Annotated in this window: 15 protein-coding genes and 1 pseudogene; 9 read left to right on the forward strand and 7 right to left on the reverse strand. The window is 70.4% G+C overall.

Features of this window, described 5'->3' with window-relative positions; all coding sequences use genetic code 11:
* Positions 1-3 precede the first annotated feature (3 nt).
* From StrepF001_RS00120 to StrepF001_RS00130, 3 genes are read left to right on the forward strand one after another with little or no spacing between them, the layout of a single operon-like run.
* Positions 4-1,572, forward strand: coding sequence for a 4-coumarate--CoA ligase family protein (locus StrepF001_RS00120; protein ID WP_129796310.1), 1,569 nt, complete (start codon positions 4-6; stop codon positions 1,570-1,572).
* Positions 1,569-2,303, forward strand: coding sequence for an enoyl-CoA hydratase family protein (locus StrepF001_RS00125; protein WP_129796311.1), 735 nt, complete (start codon positions 1,569-1,571; stop codon positions 2,301-2,303). The genes StrepF001_RS00120 and StrepF001_RS00125 overlap by 4 nt, the downstream gene beginning before the upstream one ends.
* Positions 2,291-2,941, forward strand: a complete 651-nt coding sequence (locus tag StrepF001_RS00130; RefSeq protein ID WP_240797205.1) for a TetR/AcrR family transcriptional regulator — start codon at positions 2,291-2,293, stop codon at positions 2,939-2,941. Before StrepF001_RS00125 ends, StrepF001_RS00130 begins: the two co-directional genes overlap by 13 nt.
* Here the strand turns inward: StrepF001_RS00130 and pdxH are convergent.
* Entirely contained in the window at positions 2,931-3,560 is a 630-nt protein-coding gene (gene pdxH / locus StrepF001_RS00135) for a pyridoxamine 5'-phosphate oxidase (RefSeq protein ID WP_129797458.1), read from the reverse strand. The genes StrepF001_RS00130 and pdxH overlap by 11 nt on opposite strands.
* Positions 3,561-3,978: 418 nt before the next feature.
* Here pdxH and StrepF001_RS00140 point away from each other — a divergent pair, with 418 nt between their 5' ends.
* Positions 3,979-5,079, forward strand: coding sequence for a citrate synthase 2 (locus StrepF001_RS00140; protein ID WP_129796312.1), 1,101 nt, complete (start codon positions 3,979-3,981; stop codon positions 5,077-5,079).
* A gap of 265 nt (positions 5,080-5,344) precedes the next feature.
* On the opposite strand, the gene iscB is transcribed toward StrepF001_RS00140, so the two are convergent.
* The gene (gene iscB, locus StrepF001_RS00145; protein WP_276322789.1) at positions 5,345-6,790 is read right to left on the reverse strand and encodes an RNA-guided endonuclease IscB; all 1,446 of its coding nucleotides are present in this window, start codon (positions 6,788-6,790) and stop codon (positions 5,345-5,347) included.
* Between the two features lie 616 nt (positions 6,791-7,406).
* Between iscB and StrepF001_RS00150 the strand changes: the two are divergent.
* Positions 7,407-7,991, forward strand: a pseudogene (locus tag StrepF001_RS00150) (phosphatase PAP2 family protein); the annotation flags it as partial.
* Positions 7,992-8,030: 39 nt separating this feature from the next.
* Here StrepF001_RS00150 and StrepF001_RS00155 read toward each other — a convergent pair.
* Positions 8,031-8,714, reverse strand: coding sequence for a response regulator transcription factor (locus StrepF001_RS00155; RefSeq protein WP_129796314.1), 684 nt, complete (start codon positions 8,712-8,714; stop codon positions 8,031-8,033).
* 7 nt (positions 8,715-8,721) lie between these two features.
* Positions 8,722-10,077, reverse strand: a complete 1,356-nt coding sequence (locus StrepF001_RS00160; protein ID WP_129797460.1) for a sensor histidine kinase — start codon at positions 10,075-10,077, stop codon at positions 8,722-8,724.
* Between the two features lie 229 nt (positions 10,078-10,306).
* Here StrepF001_RS00160 and StrepF001_RS00165 point away from each other — a divergent pair, with 229 nt between their 5' ends.
* Positions 10,307-11,143, forward strand: coding sequence for a GNAT family N-acetyltransferase (locus StrepF001_RS00165; RefSeq protein WP_129796315.1), 837 nt, complete (start codon positions 10,307-10,309; stop codon positions 11,141-11,143).
* Positions 11,144-11,290: 147 nt separating this feature from the next.
* A complete protein-coding gene (locus StrepF001_RS00170; RefSeq protein ID WP_129796316.1) occupies positions 11,291-12,703 on the forward strand; it encodes a PAS domain-containing protein in 1,413 nt (470 codons plus the stop codon).
* A gap of 142 nt (positions 12,704-12,845) precedes the next feature.
* Here StrepF001_RS00170 and StrepF001_RS00175 read toward each other — a convergent pair whose 3' ends face one another.
* The gene (locus tag StrepF001_RS00175; protein ID WP_129796317.1) at positions 12,846-13,601 is read right to left on the reverse strand and encodes an SIS domain-containing protein; all 756 of its coding nucleotides are present in this window, start codon (positions 13,599-13,601) and stop codon (positions 12,846-12,848) included.
* A gap of 251 nt (positions 13,602-13,852) precedes the next feature.
* Here StrepF001_RS00175 and StrepF001_RS00180 point away from each other — a divergent pair, with 251 nt between their 5' ends.
* Positions 13,853-14,545: a metal-dependent transcriptional regulator gene (locus StrepF001_RS00180; RefSeq protein WP_129796318.1), complete on the forward strand. Its 693-nt coding sequence runs from the start codon at positions 13,853-13,855 to the stop codon at positions 14,543-14,545.
* 550 nt (positions 14,546-15,095) lie between these two features.
* On the forward strand, positions 15,096-16,016 hold the full coding sequence (locus StrepF001_RS00185; protein ID WP_129796319.1) for an alpha/beta hydrolase: 921 nt from the start codon (positions 15,096-15,098) through the stop codon (positions 16,014-16,016).
* Positions 16,017-16,066: 50 nt separating this feature from the next.
* Here StrepF001_RS00185 and StrepF001_RS00190 read toward each other — a convergent pair whose 3' ends face one another.
* Both StrepF001_RS00190 and StrepF001_RS00195 read right to left on the reverse strand, forming a co-directional pair.
* On the reverse strand, positions 16,067-17,656 hold the full coding sequence (locus StrepF001_RS00190; RefSeq protein WP_129796320.1) for a transporter: 1,590 nt from the start codon (positions 17,654-17,656) through the stop codon (positions 16,067-16,069).
* Positions 17,653-18,444: an ABC transporter ATP-binding protein gene (locus StrepF001_RS00195; protein WP_129796321.1), complete on the reverse strand. Its 792-nt coding sequence runs from the start codon at positions 18,442-18,444 to the stop codon at positions 17,653-17,655. The genes StrepF001_RS00190 and StrepF001_RS00195 overlap by 4 nt, the downstream gene beginning before the upstream one ends.
* Between the last annotated feature and the right edge of the window lie 53 nt (positions 18,445-18,497).

Consider the following 18,497-nt stretch of genomic DNA (forward strand, 5'->3'; position numbering starts at 1 on the left):
CCGATGTTCCGCAGCGAGTACGCAGACGTCCCACCCGTCGAATTGCCCATCCACGAGGCCGTGCTCGGCCGGGCCGCCGAGTTCGGTGACGCGCCCGCGCTCATCGACGGCACCGACGGCACCACCCTCTCCTACGAGCAGGTGGACCGCTTCCACCGGCGGATCGCCGCCGCGCTCGCCGAGGCCGGCGTCCGCAAGGGCGACGTCCTCGCCCTGCACAGCCCCAACACCGTCGCCTTCCCGACGGCCTTCTACGCCGCCACGCGCGCGGGTGCCTCCGTCACGACCGTCCACCCGCTCGCCACGGCCGAGGAGTTCGCCAAGCAGCTCCGCGACTCGGCCGCCCGCTGGATCGTCACCATCTCGCCGCTGCTGGACATCGCCCGCCGGGCCGCCGAACTCGCGGGCGGCGTCCGGGAGATCTTCGTCTGCGACAGCGCGACCGGCCACCGCTCGCTGATCGACATGCTCGCGTCCGCGGCCCCCGAACCGCAGATCGACATCGACCCCGTGACGGACGTCGCCGCCCTCCCGTACTCGTCCGGCACCACGGGCATCCCCAAGGGCGTGATGCTCACCCACCGCCAGATCGCCACCAACCTCGCCCAGCTCGAACCGGCCATCTCCGCCGGCCCCGGCGACCGCGTCCTCGCGGTCCTGCCCTTCTTCCACATCTACGGACTGACAGCCCTGATGAACGCGCCCCTGAGGGTGGGCGCCACGGTCGTCGTCCTGCCCCGCTTCGACCTGGAACAGTTCCTCGCCGCCATCCAGAACCACCGCATCACCGGCCTGTACGTCGCCCCGCCCATAGTCCTCGCCCTCGCCAAACACCCGGCGGTCGCGCAGTACGACCTGTCGTCCCTGAAGTACGTCATCAGCGCCGCCGCCCCGCTGGACGCGAACCTCGCCGCCGCCTGCTCGCGCCGCCTGAACCTGCCACCCGTCGGCCAGGCCTACGGCATGACGGAACTGTCCCCCGGCACGCACGTCGTCCCCCTCGACGCCATGCACGACGCCCCGCCCGGCACCGTCGGCCGCCTCATCGCCGGCACCGAGATGCGCATCGTCTCCCTCGACGACCCCGACAAGGATCTCGGCGTCGGCGAGGCCGGCGAGATCCTCATCCGCGGCCCCCAGGTCATGAAGGGCTACCTGGGCCGCCCCGACGCCACCTCCGCGATGATCGACACCGACGGCTGGCTGCACACCGGCGACATCGGGCACGTCGACGCCGGCGGCTGGCTCTTCGTCGTCGACCGCGTCAAGGAACTCATCAAGTACAAGGGCTTCCAGGTGGCCCCCGCCGAACTGGAAGCCCTGCTCCTCACCCACCCGGGCATCGCCGATGCCGCCGTCATCGGCGTCTACAACGAGGACGGAAACGAGGTCCCGCGCGCGTACGTGGTCCGCCAGCCGTCCGCACCCGACCTCTCCGAAGGAGAGGTCATGATGTACGTCGCCGAACGCGTCGCCCCCTACAAGAGGGTCCGCCAGGTCACCTTCATCGACGCCGTGCCCCGCGCCGCCTCCGGCAAGATCCTGCGCCGGCAGCTGAGGGAGACCACGTGACCCTGATCGGCCGCACCCGCGCGCGGGGAGTCGAGACCCTCACCCTCGACTCCCCGGCCAACCGCAACGCCCTCTCGGCAGCGCTCGTCGGCGAACTCGCCGACACCCTCACCGACTGCGGCAAGGACAGCGACATCCGCGCCGTCGTCCTCACCCACACCGGCACCACCTTCTGCGCAGGCGCCGACCTGCGCGACCCACCCCACCCCGACACGCTGGTCGGCCTGCTCCGGCAGATCGTGGAACTGCCCAAACCCGTCGTCGCCCGAGTCACCGGACACGTACGGGCCGGCGGACTCGGTCTGCTCGCCGCCTGCGACATCGCCGCCGCGTCCGACGCGGCCACCTTCGCGTTCACCGAGGTACGGATCGGCGTCGCCCCCGCCGTCATCTCCCTCACCCTTCTGCCCCGCACCGACCCCCGCGCCCTCGCCCGCCACTACCTCACCGGCGAACGCTTCGACGCCACCGAGGCCGCCCGCATCGGCCTGCTGACAGCGACGGGCGACGACGTGGACGACGTACTGGCCCCCGTCCTGGACAGCCTGCGCAAAGCGGCCCCCCAGGCCCTGACCGAGACGAAACGCCTGCTCACAGCTAGGGTGCTGGAGACATTCGACCGGGACGCGGCCCACCTGACCGCACTCTCGGCCCGCATGTTCGCCTCCGCCGACGCCCGCGAAGGCATGACCGCCTTCCTCGAACGACGGGATCCCCCATGGGTGCTGTGAACCCGGTCAACACCATCACCACGGTGACCACCGTCGACCGCCCCGACCGCGCTCCCAAACAGGACCGCAGCCGCGCCACCCGGCAACGGCTCCTGGAAGCCGCCGTCGCCTGCCTCGCCGAACACGGCTGGGCCGGCTCCACCGTCGCCGTCGTCGCCGAACGCGCCGGAGTCTCCCGCGGCGCCGCCCAGCACCACTTCCCGACCCGCGAGGACCTCTTCACCGCCGCCGTCGAATACGTCGCCGAGGAACGCTCCCTCGCCCTGCGCGCCCTGTTCCCCCAAGGCGCCGCCGGCGACCACCGCGCCGTCGTGGCGGCCCTCGTCGACCTCTACACAGGGCCGCTGTTCCGCGCCGCCCTCCACCTCTGGGTCGCCGCCTCCAACGAGGACCAGCTGCGCCCCCGCGTCACGGAACTCGAAGCCCGCGTCGGCCGCGAAACCCACCGCATAGCCGTGGACCTCCTCGCCGCCGACGAATCCCGCCCCGGCGTCCGCGAAACCGTCCAGGGCCTCCTCGACATGGCCCGCGGCCTGGGCCTGGCCAACCTCCTCACCGACGACGCCCAGCGCCGCGAAGGCGTGGTGACCCAGTGGGCGACACTCCTGGACGACGCGTTGGGCCACGTCAGGGGCTGAGCCGCTCCACTCGCCAACTGCCGTCCGCCTGCGCCACGTACCGCAACCGGTCGTGCAACCGGTTCTCCCGCCCCTGCCAGAACTCCACCGCCTGCGCGGCCACCCGGAAACCGCCCCAGTGCGGCGGCACCGGCACCTGCTCACCGTCCGGATAACGGGCCGCCAGCTCGGCGTACGCGGCCTCGAGATCCGCACGCGTCGCGACCACCGAGGACTGCGCGCTCGCCCACGCCCCGAGCTGCGACCCGTGCGGCCGGGTGCGGAAGTACGCCGCCGTCTCGTCCCGCCCGGTGCGCCGCGCGATGCCGGTGACGATCACCTGGCGGGCCATCGGATACCACGGAAAGAGCAGCGAGACGTACGGGTTCTCGGCAAGGTCGCGGGCCTTGCGGGAGTCGTAGTTCGTGTAGAAGACGAAACCGGTCTCGTCGAAGTGCTTCAGCAGCACCGTACGAGAACTGGGCCGGCCCTCCGCGTCGGCTGTGGAGACGACCATGGCGTTCGGCTCGAAGATGTGGCCCTCCGTCGCGGCCTGCCTGAACCAGCGCGCGAACTGCTCGAAGGGCGTTGCGGCCAGATCGGTCTCGGCGAGACCCTCGGCCCGGTAGTGCTTGCGCATGGCGGCGGGATCGGGGTGCGCGGCGGGAACGGTGGCTTCGTCGGTCACACGATCATCTTGCCGTATGCGCGGCGGGCGGTGGTCTTCGTCACTGACTGGCACTGAGTGCCGCAGACTCTCCCCAAGGGTGGCACTCGGAGATATCGTGCTGTGAGGCCTTCCGGTTGGGTGACCGCCAGCCGGGCATCACCCCAGTGACTGCCCAGGACCGCGAGTCTTCGAACGCCACGCACACGACCGCGGATCCACCGGGCGATCACCACACCCGCACCAGCTCATGGTCGCCGCACCAGCACCACCCACACGCTGCGCACCAGTCCGCTCGCCCCTCACCACCACAAGTCCCACCACCCCCACCAGTCCCATAACGCAATCCCTCCACAACACCACCCGTCCCACCATCACGAGGAGCCGCCTGATGTCCGACTTCGTACCCGGACTCGAAGGAGTCGTCGCGTTCGAGACGGAGATCGCCGAACCGGACAAGGAGGGCGGCGCCCTCAGGTACCGAGGCGTCGACATCGAGGACCTGGTCGGTCACGTCTCGTTCGGCAACGTCTGGGGCCTGCTCGTCGACGGCGCCTTCAACCCCGGCCTGCCGCCCGCCGAGCCCTTCCCCATCCCCGTGCACTCCGGCGACATCCGCGTGGACGTCCAGTCGGCACTCGCCATGCTGGCACCCGTCTGGGGCCTCAAACCCCTCCTCGACATCGACGCCGCCCAGGCCCGCGAGGACCTTGCCCGCGCCGCCGTCATGGCCCTGTCCTACGTTGCCCAGTCCGCCCGTGGCCAGGGCCTGCCCATGGTCCCGCAGAGCGAGATCGACAAGGCGCACTCCGTCGTCGAACGCTTCATGATCCGCTGGCGCGGCGAGCCCGACCCCAAGCACGTGGCGGCGGTCGACGCCTACTGGACATCGGCAGCCGAACACGGCATGAACGCCTCCACCTTCACCGCACGCGTCATCGCCTCCACCGGTGCCGACGTGGCCGCGGCCCTCTCCGGCGCCGTAGGCGCCATGTCCGGGCCGCTGCACGGCGGCGCCCCCTCCCGCGTCCTCGGCATGATCGAGGAGATCGAGCGCACCGGCGACGCCGAGGCATACGTCAAGCAGGCCCTCGACAAGGGCGAACGCCTCATGGGTTTCGGCCACCGCGTCTACCGCGCCGAGGACCCGCGCGCCCGAGTCCTCCGCCGCACCGCCCGCGAGCTGGGCGCCCCCCGCTACGAGGTGGCGGAGGCCCTCGAAAAGGCGGCCCTCGAAGAACTCCACAACCGCCGCCCGGACCGTGTCCTGGCCACCAACGTGGAGTTCTGGGCGGCCATCGTCCTGGACTTCGCCGAGGTCCCCGCCCACATGTTCACCTCGATGTTCACCTGCGCCCGCACGGCCGGCTGGTCCGCCCACATCCTCGAACAGAAGCGCACCGGCCGCCTGGTCCGCCCCTCCGCCCGCTACGTCGGCCCGGGCCCCCGCGACCCGCGCGCGATCGAGGGCTACGAGGACATCGCCCACTGACCGCCTGAAACGGTCCCTGAACGCAGACGACCCGCGAGTCTGGTTCCTCCAGCGGAGGAGCCGGCCGGACGTACCGGCGACTCGCGGGTCGGGTGACTGCGTTGGATTGGCCGGCTGCGTGTTTCTCACACGCTGGTCCGGCGCCGAACCGAGTACGACGGCGGGCCGCTAGCCCGCAGCCACCTCTTCCGTCCGGTATGCATACATCTGCCGAACCACCTCCTCTCCGAAGTAGCAGCCACTTTAGGAAGCAGTCTTCAGTCGCTCAAGCGATTTTCCGAGAAGTTGACGGTGCAGATTCCGGCTGGGTGCTGTAGCCGTACCCATCCCCCCGCTGAAGGATCCGCAGGTTCCAGTGGGAGACGTTGAACCGTCCCATTGGCGTCCTAAGGCTGTGCTGGCCCCTGGCCCGCACTGAGATACGTCCCGTCCATGTGCCCGTCCACTGGCCGCTCGGCACGTTGGCCCGCACGAGATCCCCAGTGACGTAGCCGAAGTGCTGCTTGCTACGAGACCTTCGGAGCCGAGGGAATCCGAACCGGTCCGGAGTAGTACGTGCGTAGGAGCCGCGTCCAGTGGCTTTGGCGACGAGGACCTGCGCGGGGAACCGCACGATCGCATCCCCGCCCTCGTGATCCAGAGACCCAACGGACAGCGCGTCCAGGGTGTGTGTCTTGGCCAGCCCCATGGCGCTGCGGTTCTCCCTGGTCTGCGCGCCCGGCCAGGTGTGTAAAGGCTTGCCAAGGCTGCTCAGTGCATCCATGAGCTGCCAGCGGGTCGCGTTCATGGCGGCGGCGTCGTGGAGTGGTGTCCTGACCTGCTGGAGGATCTTCGCGAGGCGGTCGGGCCGGTGGGCGAGGAAGACTTCGACGGGGCTGTTGCCCTTGGCCTGGTTGCAGGGGACGCAGGCGAGGACGAGGTTGGTGATGCGGTTCGAGCCTCCCCGGCTGCGTGGCTGGAGGTAGTCGATGTTCAGGGGGACGCCGGTGGCGTCGCAGTAGGCGCAGGCGTTGTCCCACTTGGCGTGTAGGTAGGCGCGGGCACTGGTGCCGACGAGTGGTCCTTGCTGGTACTCGGCCCCTTTGAGTGGTCTGCCCGCGCTCATGGAGTGGGTGTCGAAGGCGACGAGTTCCACGTGGATCTCGGTGACAGGCGCGTAGCGGCACAGTCTTTTGGCCACGGAGAAGGTCGTATCCACGCGGTGGCGTAGGGAGGGTGGTAGCCATCCTGCCGGGTGTCCCCGGTTACGAGAGCGCGGTGCGCGATAGCGGCAGTTGGCCGAGCGGCGTCTGTTTCGGTATCCAGCGCGTTGTTGCATGCACAGCCGGATCTGATCGGCGCGGTGCTGGAGCTCGACCGAGACCAGCCCGCGTCGGATGGTCACGGTGGTGCCGTGTTCGTTGGCTTCCTTCTTCTCGTCGGTGAGGACGAAGCCGGTGCCCTTGGAGCCGGGGTCGATGCGTAACTGCACGCCGTCCACTTCCGACTCGGCGAGCGTTCGGTCCTTCAGCCGGATGGTGAAGGGCACTTGTCGGGTGACCACGGCCCGACCCTTTCCGAGTAGCTCGCGGGCGCGGGCGGGGTGGCAGGGCATGAGAGGGTTCCCCTCCTTGGAGAGCACGAAGACCCTGCTTGCACCAACGCCACCTTCGTACGACGGGTTGCTTTGTGGGGGAGCGTCACTGCTCCCGTTCTCTGCCGCCTGCGCCACCGTGGCGGCGCTCTTGGCGTGACGCCGACGGGCTCGGGTGCCTTGCCCGCCGGTCTCCCCTCGCCCATGTTCCCTGCCGGTGCCCCGCACGGTGGCGGGGTGTCCGTGAGCCGTTTCGTCCCTGCTCCCAGGGTTGTCTGCTCCCACGGATTCCAGAGCAGGCTGCTGAGGAAGCACAACCTGGTGGGTCTGCTCGCCTGCAGGAAACGTAGTCATCGGGGCACCTCCCTGATCTTTCGGATCGTGATGACTGGGGCTGGTCACTCTGCGTCTGCCCCTGTGTGAGACAGATGTCGGCGTGAGCCGAGGAGCGAGTGACCTCCCTTCGCGTGTGTAAGGGCGACTCTAGGGACCAAGATCCCTCGGAGGGCTCGATCTGCTAGAAGTCGCCCCTTCGTGCGAATTCGCCGAATTCCTCGAATCTGTGGTCGATCTTGCTGCTATGTGGCTGATTTCCAACCGCTCAAGTCAGTCCGACGTCAACCCTGACGATCGTCAAGGTCGGGGGTTGCCGTTCGGCTCGGGTTCTGGGGCTGGCCCCGCTTTTACGTTCGGCCTCATGGAACGAGAACAGCGAGAGATGACCCGGGCCGGTCGGTTATTGACCGCGGTGGGGATGCTGGGTGTCGCGGCGGGTGTGGTTGCCTGGCTTTCCCCAGGTGGGCTGGGCAAGGTCGGCGCGGTTGAGGTTACGGACGGGGCATCGGTTTCTGTGTACCGGTCGGTGACCGGGACGGTGGCGGACGCACCGTCATGGCTGGACACGGTCCTGGAAGCAGCCGGCGAGGGCACTCTGGTGATCCTCGGGGTGTTGCTGGCATGGAGGTGGTGGGCCGGGATCCGCCGCCGCGACGTACGCGGGGCCGCAGGGGCCGTGTTGACCGGCGCCGGCGCCGTGGCGGCCTATGCACTCAGCGAAGCGGTGAAGCTGGTGGTGGACGAGGAGCGGCCTTGCCGTGCCTCGCGCCCGGAGATCGACGTGATTGCGGAATGCCCTGGTACGGGGGACTGGTCGTTCCCGAGCAATCACGCCACCTTGGCCGCCGGACTGGCTGTCGGGCTGGCCATGTTGTGGCCGCGCCTCGCCGCGGTCACGCTGCCGCTGGCCGGGGTGGCGGCGCTGTTGCGCATCCTCGTGGGGGTGCACTACCCGCACGATGTGCTCGCCGGTGCGATTCTCGGCGGCGCAGTGGTGGCGGCTCTGCTGCTTGTGTTCATGCCGGCTGCTGAGCGGGCGGTGTCACGGTGGAGGAGGCGCCGACGGGGCTACGATTCCGGCCTCGTGAGCCACGACCGCGGCAGCAGCTCGGTTGTCCACGCCGAGGCGCGCGAGGATGGAACTCACATGGGCTTTGACCGTTCCCTCCACCACGTGCAGTCGTCGGGCGATCTGCCCGTTGGACAGTCCGCTGCCGAGGAAGGCGAGTACTTCCCGTTCCCGAGCGGTGAGGGAGTGGACCCGGTCGCGGGCAGCGGCGCGCCGGCCGGCGAGGGTGCCCGCGCCGGTCGCCGCGAGGTGCGCGACGACTCGGGCCGCGACTTTCGGTGACAGGTAGGCGGCGCCTTCGGCGACTGCCCGGACCCCTGTGATCAGTTCCTCGGGCTCGCCCGACTTGATCAGGAAGCCGGCTGCGCCACCGCCGAGTGCCTGGAGGATGTAGTCGTCCTCACCGAACGTCGTCAGGATGATGACGTTCGTGGTCGGCGCCGTTCTCCGGATTTCGGCCGCTGCCTCAATGCCGTTGATCCCTGGCATGCGGATGTCGAGTATGGCCACGGCAGGGCGGTGGCGCCGAACGAGTTCCACAGCGTCGTGCCCCTCGACGGCTTCGGCGACGACGTCGATCTCCGGATCGGTGGACAGAACGGCCCGCACTCCCGCGCGGACCATCGCTTCGTCGTCGGCGACCAGCACCCGGATCATCGGACGCTCACGGGGTGAGGGCGTCCAGGGACACCAGTGTGTCGTCCCGGAAGCAGAGCCGGTAGGCGTCTCCGGAACGATCGTCGAAGCGGTCGGCCGTCATGGCGTAGTACTCGCACGTCGTGCCGTGTCCTCTCGGTTCCGGGGCCAGGGGGCGGTGGGTCGTCTGACGGTTGGGCAGGAGAGGCTCCACCTCGGAGCGATCCTGCCCCACGCGCAGGCGGGCGTAGTCGCCCGGTTCCAGGACCGACTGCGATGCCGACAGCATTTCCCACCCGGTGAGTGCTCCGCTCAGGACGGCGGCTGTCAGCAGGGGCAGCATGACGGTGGCAACCAGGGCCCGGCGGACGCGGCGTCGGGCCTGACGATGTTCTGGCAGCAGTTCGCTGCTTGGGGATGAGGCCACGGCGGTGGTGGGCGGGGGGAGCTGTGGCGGGGGAGTGCGCGGAATGCGTGCGACGACCGCGAAGCCCCCGTCGCGCGGACCGTACTCGAAGGAGCCGCCGGCCAACCGCACACGTTCGTCGAGGCCGATGAGGCCACGCCCCCCGCCCGGCGGTCGGACAGCGGGCGTGAGTGACGGCGGGCCGTTCTCCACTGCCACCGTTGTCTCTGTGGGCGTGTGCGTCACGTGGATGGTCGCCTTCGCGCCGGGCGCATGCTTGGCGATGTTGGTCAGTGCCTCCTGTACGACGCGGTGAGCAGCTCGTTCGACCACTGTGGGGAGGCCGTCCGCCTCGCCGTCGACGTGCAGTTCGACCACGAGCCCGGCCGCGGACGCCTCGGCGGCCAGATGCGCAAGGCTGGACGCGGACGGCCGTGTCGGCGCGTCTTCGGTCTCCTCACGCAGGACACCGATCACTTCTCCGAGACGCTCCACCGCAGCCGCCGCTCTGGCTCTGATGTCCCCTGCGGCCCGTCGATGGTGTTCTTCGAGCCCGGGCGCGAGTTTCAGAGCGCCGGCCGACAGCGCCATGAGGCTGAGGTCATGGCCGAGTACGTCGTGCATGTCCTGAGCGATGCGGGCCCGCTCGCGCAGCCGGGCCTGGTCGGCGATCAGTCGCTGTTCACGTTGCAGTCGCTCGGCCCGCTCCCAGCCGGCCCGGACGAGTTCCTGGTACTGCCGCCAGAAGCGGCCTGCGAACCAGGGGAGCATCGTGGCGATCACCACGACCGCCACGAACCGGCTTCCCAGTGGCAGCCAGCCAGGTACGACGGACAGCGCCACCACACCGAGCGAGACAAGCGCGACCAGAGCGAGCGCCGTCGATCGGGTCCGTCCGGGCCGCCGTCCCGCCAGGAACGCGGCGGCCGCAGCGGGGACAGCCCACCACAGGCTCACCATGCTCAGACCGGCGGACATCACTGCGGCCGCTGTCAGAAGGTTCCCCGGATCCGGAGTTCGCCGGAAAACAGCCGTTCCGGCCTCCGCCCCATCCTTGATCAGCGTTCTGTCCACGGAGGCGACGGTACGGACATCGGAGGCCGCTCGACACTGCCGAAAGTCCAATCCTGCCTGCTGTTCTTACGCCTTGGCCCTGAGGACGTTGCCCATGAGACGTGTCGCTCCATGGTCACGTAGCGTTCCGTGCATGACAAAGCGGCGGGTGGTGCTCAGTGGGTCGGTGTTCGAGGAGCGGATCGGGTATGCCCGGGCTGTGGTCGACGGGGACTGGGTGCATGTGTCGGGGACGACCGGGTTCGACTACGCGAGCATGACCATCTCGGACGACGTGGTGGAGCAGGCCGAGCAGTGTCTGCGGAACATAGGTGCCGCGTTGGCGGAGGCGGGGTGCACGTTCGCCGATGTGGTGCGGGTGCGGTATCTGCTGCCCGAGCGGGAGGACTTCGAGCCGTGCTGGCCGGTGCTGCGCCGGTGTTTCGGGGAGGTGCGGCCGGCGGCCACGATGATGGTGTGCGGGCTTGCGGATCCTCGTATGAAGATCGAGGTCGAGGTGTACGCGCGGCGGGGGCCGGTCTCCGGGGTGCGGATCGAGGCCGTCGAGGGTGAGGCCATGCTCGAGGAGTGGCGGCATGTGCACAACGTGATCGTGCCGCCGGCCGCGCTCTCTGTCGATGAGGTGCGGGAGCGCAGTGGGCGCTATCGGCTGGAGAACGCGTACGTCGGTGATGTGCTCGTGGGATGTTCGACCGTGCGGCCGCCGGAGGGTGAGACGGGGGCGGTGACCGTGATCGCGCGGGTGCTGCCCGAGTGGCGGGGGCGGGGGATCGGGACGTTGCTCTACGAGAACGGGCTGGCGCACGCGCGCGTGCTGGGTGCCGACGCGGTCGAGACGTGCGTACTGGCGGTCAATGAGGACGGGCTGCGGTTCGCGGGGGCGCGTGGGTTCGTCGAGGTGGAGCGGTATGTGCTGGACGGTGAGCGGGACGAGTGGGTCGATCTTCGACTGTCGGTCACCGGGGGTTAGCGGTGGGTTGTCGTCCGGTTTCCGCCGCACAACGATTCTTGCAATCTTGCGGGAACCAGGTGTGGGCTGCATCACGTTCGAGTTGAATGATTGCAAGTGAGCGAAGCGACGTGCCGTACGTGCGGACGCAGCCTGCAGGGGGTCCAGGTGAGTGCTTCCCGGCGTAGTGGGACCACGGACGAACTGGGACCGGACGAGCCCGGGCCGGACGGCCCGGAGGGTTCGGGTGGTTCGGATCTGCTTGCCGCCCTGCTGGACGGCATGGATGCGGCGCTGTGCGCTTTCGACGCCGACGGGGTCGTGACGCACTGGAACCGTGAGGCCGAGCGGATTCTCGGGTGGTCGGCGGAGGAGGCCGTGGGGCGGCAGGGCTTCGCCGGGTGGGCGGTGCGCAGCGCCGACGCCGAGGAGGTCGAGGGGCGGCTGATGTCCGCCATGGACGCGCCCGGCCGTCAGGTGCACGAGTTCGCGCTGCTGACGAAGGACGGCGGGCGGGTGCTCGTACGGACGCAGTCCGCGGCCGTCCGGGGGCCGGACGGGAAGCCCGCGGGGGTGTACTGCGCGTTCAGTGAGGTCCACGCGCAGATCGACCTGGAGCGGTCCATCGCGCTGAGCGAGGCCCTGTTCGAGGACGCGAGCTGGGGTGTGGTCCTCGTCGACGCCGATCTGCGGCCGGCGGTGGTGAATGCGCATGCGGCACGTGCGCTGGGTACAGGGCGTACGTCCGTGCTGGGGCGGCCGCTCGGTGAGCTGCTCGCGCAGGGTGTGGAGGAGCTGGAGGGTGCCTTCACGCACGTCCTGGCGGAGGGTGCGCCGCCGGCGCCCGCCGAGATATGGGTGAGTGTGCGCACGCCGGAGGGCGACAAGCGGCGCTGCTGGCGCAGTGGGTTTCTGCGGCTGGCCTCGCCGCTCGCGGAGGAGCCGGTGCCGCTCGGGGTGGGCTGGCTGTTCCAGGACGTGACGGAGGCCAAGCAGGGCGAGCAGGAGGCGGCGCTGCTGCGGTTCCGCAGCAATCAGCTGCACCGGGCGGCCCGTGCGGCCGCCGAGTGCGAGGACCCGGCGGAGGCGGCGACCGTCCACCTGGACTTCGCGCTGGCCGGTTTCGCCGACCATGCGTTGATCGACCGGGTGGCGGGTGGTGAGCTGTCCGACACGGAGCCCGCGGGGCAGGTACGGCTGGTGCGGGTGGCCGCCACGCCGGCGGGTGCGCCGGGGCCGAGCCTGCCGGCCGGTGCGGCGGGGTTGCCGGTGCGGTATGCCGAGGGGCATCCGGCGTTGCAGTGTGTGGAGCGGATCGGCACGGTGCGGGCCAGTGTCGGCAGCGTGGCGGCCGAGCAGGCGCGCGCGTGGGCGGTGTCCCGGCAGTGGCCGGCCGATGCGGTGCACGCGTTGTGCGCGGTGTTGCGCAGCCGGGCGCGGACGCTGGGTGTCGTGACGTTCCTGCGGGGGAGCGGGCGGAGCGCGTTCGAGCGGTCGGACACGGCGTTCGCCGAGGATGTCGCCGTACGGATCGCGACGGCGCTGGACCTGGCGGGGCTGCTGCCGCCGGACAAGGACTGAAGCGCTCCGCCGGAAGTCCGGTATGTCACCTGCGGGTGCGTCGTGGCTGGTCGCTCCCCCACTCTCGGCTCCGCTCGAGCGGGGGGACCCCCATCGCGGCGGAGCCGCATGTCGATACAGCCTCGCGCCCCTTCGGGGCGCTTCAGTGCCGGTAGAAGATCCGGTCCCCGTACTCCTCCAGTACGCGGGCGTTCCAGTCGTGGCCGCCGTCGACGTTGCCGGAGCGCAGCAGCGGGGGGTCGATGCCGCGGTCGGCGAGGGTGCCGGCTGCCGTGGCCATGACGGCCTGGAGGAGGGCCGTGGTCACGACGGTCGAGGCGGGCGCGAAGGGGGCGGGGACGGTGTCGAGGGTGAGCTCGGCGTCGCCGACCGCGATCTTCGAGTCCAGCACGATGTTGCAGTGGTCCTTCAGGTAGGTGCCGGACGCGTGGCGGGACGTCGTCCGGGCGGCGTAGGCCACGGAGGTCACGCCGATGACCTTCGCGCCGAGGGTGCGGGCGTGCATCGCCATCTCCACGGGGAGGGCGTTGCGGCCGGACAGGGAGATGATCACCAGGGCGTCGCCGGCGCGGAGCGGGGAGGAGTCGAGGACGGCGGTGGCGAGGCCGTCGACGCGCTCGAGGGCGGAGCCGAGGGTGGCGGGCATGACGTCGACGCCGACGACTCCGGGTACGGCCAGCAGGTTCATCAGGGCGAGTCCGCCGGCCCGGTAGACGATGTCCTGGGCGGCGAGGGAGGAGTGTCCGGCGCCGAAGGCGAAGAGGCGGCCGCCGGTGGCGACGGTGTCGGCGAGGAGCGTGCCGGCGGCCGTGATCGGCTCGGCCTCCTCGTCGCGGATGCGGTGCAGCAGGCCGATCGCGGCGTCGAGGTACTGGTCGGCCAGCTTGCTGTCGCTCATGCGAGCTCCTTCGCTGCGCTGCTGTGCGTGCCGGTGTCGCGGATCACGGTGCGGTCTGGACCAGTGGGATGTCAATACGGGGGTGACGGCGGCGTCGACGGTGTGCTCACGGCCGCCGCATACCAGCATGTAACCGTCTGGTTTGAACGGCGCGGCACGGTTGTCGGTGGTATCCGGCAGAATTGAAGCCAGGGCCAGCGCACGCGCCGGAGAGCCGTCGAGCCTTCGGCAGATCTCATCGAGGGGCACGTATGTCCGGACTGATCGACACCACGGAGATGTATCTCCGCACCATCCTCGAGCTCGAGGAGGAAGGCGTGGTCCCTATGCGCGCCCGGATCGCCGAGCGGCTCGACCAGAGCGGGCCGACGGTGAGCCAGACGGTGGCGCGGATGGAGCGCGACGGTCTGGTGTCCGTGGCCAGCGACCGGCACCTGGAGCTCACCGACGAGGGCCGTCGGCTGGCCACCCGCGTGATGCGTAAGCACCGGCTCGCCGAGTGTCTGCTCGTCGACGTGATCGGCCTGGAGTGGGAGCAGGTGCACGCGGAGGCCTGTCGCTGGGAGCATGTGATGAGCGAGGCCGTGGAGCGGCGGGTGCTCGAGCTGCTGCGCCACCCCACCGAGTCGCCGTACGGCAACCCGATCCCGGGCCTGGAGGAGCTGGGCGAGAAGGACGGCGCCGACCCGTTCCTGGACGAGGGGATGGTGTCGCTGGCCGACCTCGACCCGGGCGTGGAGGGCAAGACCGTGGTCGTCCGCCGGATCGGCGAGCCGATCCAGACGGACGCGCAGCTGATGTACACGCTGCGCCGGGCGGGTGTGCAGCCCGGTTCGGTGGTGAGCGTGACGGAGTCGGCCGGCGGTGTGCTGGTGGGCAGCGGCGGTGAGGCTGCCGAGCTGGAGTCGGACGTCGCCTCCCACGTCTTCGTCGCCAAGCGCTGAGCGGCAACCGTTCAACTCCGGGGAATTCACCGGGAGTTGGGGGTCCTGGCGCCGTCGATCTCGTCGAATCCGGGTCTCCCTGTGCCGAATTGCAGCGCACGGGCGTTCCGCGTGCGAGGCTGTCGCGTGAGGCATATGACGGGGCGTATGGCCGGAGGGGGCGGGTGGATGGGCCGGAGTCGCGTGGAGAGCCCCGGCGCCGTGCGGCGCCGGGGCCTGTCCTCCCCTGTGCTGACCCGGAGCCCCGAGCTCTCAGGGTCATTCCTCACGGACCGGTTTCCCCGAGCGGTCCGCCCCCCGCAGAACATCTCCCCTCGACGGCGGGGATCATTCCTTGAGCGGTGTCACTCGAAGGAGGGGTGTTGCTCGCAGAAAGCCCATTCTCGAAAAGCTATTCGATAGTCTTCGGGTGCGGGCGAGGCTCATGGGGGATGGGCGGCGCGAGTCGCGAGTAGTGCGGTAGTACAGGCAGTACCGGTATGACAGGCAGGCACGGGCGGTACCTACGACGGCAGGCAGGCCGAGCGAAGCTTGGGGGGTGCCAGCATCAATGGCGCGACGCATCGACGTGACCGGGGCGGGCGGCGTACGACTCGCGGCCTGGGAGTTCGGCGACCCGCCCAAAGCGGACCCGGACCGGGCCAGGGCGGACCTCGATCCGGCCGGGGCCGATCCCGATCCGGCTCCGTCCGACGGCGATCCCTCACCAGGAGTGCTGTTACTCCACGGATTGATGGCCCGCGCCTCGCACTGGGCCTCCACCGCCCGCTGGCTGTCCGAACGTCACCGCGCCGTCGCACTCGACCAGCGCGGCCACGGCCAGAGCGACAAGTCCCCGCAGGTCTCCTTCACCCGTGAGGCGTACGTGGACGACGCCGAGGCCGCGCTCGAACAGCTCGGTCTCACCCCGGCCGTCCTCATCGGCCACGCCATGGGCGCCCTGACCGCCTGGCAGCTGGCCGCCAAACGCCCCGACCTGGTGCGCGGGCTGATCATCTGCGACATGCGGGCCTCCGCGCTGGGGGCGGCCTCGCAGCGTGAGTGGGCCGCCTGGTTCAAGGCCTGGCCCGTGCCCTTCGCCACCCTCGCCGACGTCCGCAAGTGGTTCGGCGAGGACGACCCCTGGGTGGAGCGGCCGAACCCGGCCCGCGGCGAGTTCTACGCCGAGGTGATGCACGAGTCGCCCGACGGCTGGCGGCCCGTCTTCGAACCCGACCAGATGCTGAAGTCCCGCGAGACCTGGGTCTACGACGCGCACTGGGAGGAGCTTGCCCAGGTCCAGTGCCCCGCCCTGGTCGTCCGCGGCCTCGACGGCGAGCTCGGCCGGGCCGAGGCGCAGGAAATGGTCCGTGTCCTGCCCCGCGGCGAGTACGCGGAGGTGGCCGACGCCGGCCACCTCGTGCACTACGACCAGCCGGACGCATGGCGCGCAGCGATCGAACCGTTCCTGGACGACGTACTCGGCACCTGACACGCACGGTGCTCGCCAGGGGGTGCCCGGCGTCGGACACCCCCGGTCCGTCACCCCTTGCTGACCGCCGTCAGGATCTCCGGCAGCCGTGCTGCCGTACGCGGCGCCGCCAGGCGTAGCCCCAGATACGCGATCGCCGCCCCGTACACGGTGCCCACCGGCAGCAGCAGCCGGCTCCACGCGTCCCCGCCCGCGCTGGTGTTGATCCAGATCGTCACGGCGATGACAGGGGCGCACAGCAGGGCCGCGGCCACCATCCCGCCGAAGATCGCGATCCAGGCGAGTCCGGCCTGCCCGGGGGCGACGTTCTTGTAGCCCTCCTGCGGGATGGAGTACGGGAAACGCGCCGAGGTCCAGGCGCCGGTCGCCAGCATCGAGCCGAGCAGGGCGAAGGACAGCCCCAGCACCTCGGGCAGCCGGGCCCAGTCGCCGAGCACCGCCGTCGTCAGGACGGTGACGAGCGCGGCGTACGGCAGCGTGATCACCAGCAGGGCGAGGGCCCGCGCGCGCAGTTCGACGTAGGCGTCACGTGTCGAGGAGACGGTCATCGCCACCATCCAGAACGCGGACGTGTCCTGGCCGAACTGGTTGTACATCTGGATGCCGAGCATGCCGGCGGCGAAGCAGGCGAAGTAGATGGAGCCGGTGCCCTGCAGCGCGTTGAACACCGGCACGATCAGCCCGATGGCCAGCGAGGTCACCCAGGCCGCCTTGGTCTTGGGGTCGCGCCACACATAGCGCAGGCTGCGCTCCATGGCGGTGCCGGTGCGTCCGGAGGGCAGCAGCCGGGCGAGGCCCGTCGACGGCCGGTCGCGGACGGTGGTGTCGCCGGCGGCCTGGAGGGTGGATCCGTCCGGTGAGGTCATCAGCCGGGTCAGATGCCGCGCCCACATCGCCAGCAGCGCCACCAACGCCAGGACGGACAGCGCGAGTTGGGCTGCCGCGATCCCGTACGAGCCCTCGCTGACCGCGTCCACCGCCCCGATCGACGAGGCGGGCGGCACCCAGCGCAGCACGTCGGCTGCCGGGGTGAGCTGTCCGAGCCCGGACGAACCAAGGCGCTGCGCCCCGAAGTTGACCACCTGTGCCCCGACCGCGATGACCAGCCCGCTCAGCACCGCCAGATCGCGGCCCTTGCGGCTGGTCAGCAGCCGGATGTTGGCGGTGGCGACGGCCCGCGCGAGGGCCACGCACACCAGCAGCGCCAGCCCGACGGCGACCACACCGACGACGTACGCTGCCGCCCCCCGCGCCACGGCGATCACCGAACCGGCGAACAGGCACACCGTGAACAGCGGCCCGATCCCCACCAGCGAGGCCGCGAGCAGCGCCCGCACCAGCGGCCGGGGCCGCAGCGGCAGCATCACCAGCCGGGTCGGGTCGAGGGTCTCGTCGCCGCCCGGGAAGAACAGCGGCATCACCGCCCAGCCCAGCGCCAGCACCGCCGCCAGCAGGACGACCACGGCGTCGGCGTGCGCGTTGCCGCGCAGCAGGACCAGGCCGAGCAGTTGCAGCACGGCGAAGAGCAGCGTGACGACCGCCGAAGCGATGTAGGCGGCGCGCCGGCCGGCGGACTGCCGGAGCCCGTTGCGCAGCAGGGACAGTTTCAGCTGGACCAGAGTGCCGGTGACGGTGCTCATCGCGCGCCGCCGCCGAGCCAGTCGAGGTCGGAGCCGGCATCGCGGACGCCCGCGCCGACGAGTTCGAGGAAGGCCTGCTGGAGGGTGGCGGCATCGCCGCGGACCTCGGCGAGCGGCCCGTGGGCACGGATCCGCCCGGCGGCCATGACAGCCACCCAGTCGCACAGCGACTCCACGAGCTCCATCACATGCGAGGAGAAGACGACGGTGGCGCCGGAGGCCGTGTACCGCTCCAGTACGCCCCGGATGGTCTGCGCGGACACCGGGTCGACGCCCTCGAACGGCTCGTCGAGGAAGAGCACTTCGGGATTGTGCAGCAGCGCGCACGCCAGCCCGATCTTCTTGCGCATACCGGTCGAGTAGTCGACGACCAGCTTGTGCTGGGCGCCCGCCAGGTCGAGGACGTCCAGCAGCTGGGTGGTCCGCTTGTCGACCTCGGCGCCGGGCAGTCCGCGCAGCCTGCCCGTGTACGCCAGGAGTTCCCGCCCCGACAGCCGCTCGAACAGCCGCAGCCCCTCGGGCAGCACCCCGATCCGGGCCTTCACCTCCACCGGGTCCCGCCACACGTCGTGCCCCACGACCTCGACGCTCCCCTGATCGGGCCGCAGCAGCCCGGTCACCATCGACAGCGTGGTGGTCTTCCCGGCCCCGTTGGGCCCGACAAGCCCGATGAACCGCCCCGCAGGCAGCTCCAGATCGATCCCCCCGACAGCAACCTGCTCCCCGAACCGCTTCCAGAGCCCCCGCACCCGCACGGCGGCCGTCCCCGTCTTCGCTCGCTCGGTCATGCAAAAACCCTACGGTGCAACAACGCCCCAAGGGGCGCGGGACGTTGACATAT

It is taken from the genome of Streptomyces sp. F001 (assembly GCF_004187715.1).
Classification (GTDB): domain Bacteria; phylum Actinomycetota; class Actinomycetes; order Streptomycetales; family Streptomycetaceae; genus Streptomyces; species Streptomyces flavusporus.